Consider the following 1,003-nt stretch of genomic DNA (forward strand, 5'->3'; position numbering starts at 1 on the left):
TATGAAACACATCCGCGCACGGCAGCCCGCCGACGCGCGCACCGATGATCACGGGCATTGCGCACGACTTTGCAGGCGCGCCCGTGGTAGCACTCCTGTTCAGCCGCTCGTGAATTCGCAGCTCAGGCTGAACACAACTTCCAACGTCGACAGCGGCCGCCGGATCGGCCGGTGTTCGGTAACGGTCGTTTTCCCGAACAGACACCGAGCTCTCACGGATCATGCCCCGGCGCGGTCACTGCGATGGGTCGGTGCCGATGCGTTCTTCGACGGTCAGCAGCAGGTGGTCGAAGGCCGCGATCGTGGCCGGAGGCGGCGCAGGGACCTGGTCGAGGTCGGCGATTATCTGGGCGGCGATGTCGCGCAGTTTGATGTTGGTCTCCTGGGACCGCCACACCAGCACCTTGAACGCCTGGTTGGCATTGATGCGGTACATGCGCATCAGCACGCCCTTGGCCTGCTCGATCACCGCGCGCGCGGAGACCACTTCGCTGACCGCGGCATTGACCGCCTGCCCGGTGACTTCGTCGGCGGCCGCCTCAAGGGCGTCGGACAGGTCCAGGTAGTAGCCGCTGGTGCCCACCGGCTCGCCGTCATCGCCGAGGACCCGGTCGGCGACCACCATCACCGTGTGAACCTCCCCGCTGGTGTCGAGGAAGCGGTGACGGCTCGAGAACGGGTGACCCTCGGTGATCGTGCGCGTGATCAACCCGGCGACCACGTCGCGATCATCGGGGTGTTTGTGGGAGAGCAGCAGCTCGGTGGTCGGCTCGACCTCACCGGGGGCGTAGCCGTGCATCCGGTACACCTCCGGTGACCACTCCCAACGGCCGGTATCGAACCAGAACGAGAACCTGCCCGCGCCCACGGGCCGGTAGGCGTCGGCGAAGTGCTGCTCGTCGCCATCTGCGTTGCCGCTGAGGTCGGTGTGGTTCACGGATTCATCCTTTCGCACCTTCCCCCTCATTCGGAACAGCCCCAACGGCGGTCAGCGATCCGGTCG

1 protein-coding gene is annotated in these 1,003 nt (G+C 66.2%); it reads right to left on the reverse strand.

The window, feature by feature from the left end; genetic code table 11:
* Positions 1–235: 235 nt before the first annotated feature.
* The gene (locus AB0I35_RS32370) at positions 236–937 is read right to left on the reverse strand and encodes a PAS and ANTAR domain-containing protein (protein WP_357400110.1); all 702 of its coding nucleotides are present in this window, start codon (positions 935–937) and stop codon (positions 236–238) included.
* Positions 938–1,003 lie beyond the last annotated feature (66 nt).

Source organism: Nocardia sp. NPDC050378, assembly GCF_040655675.1.
GTDB lineage: Bacteria > Actinomycetota > Actinomycetes > Mycobacteriales > Mycobacteriaceae > Nocardia > Nocardia coubleae.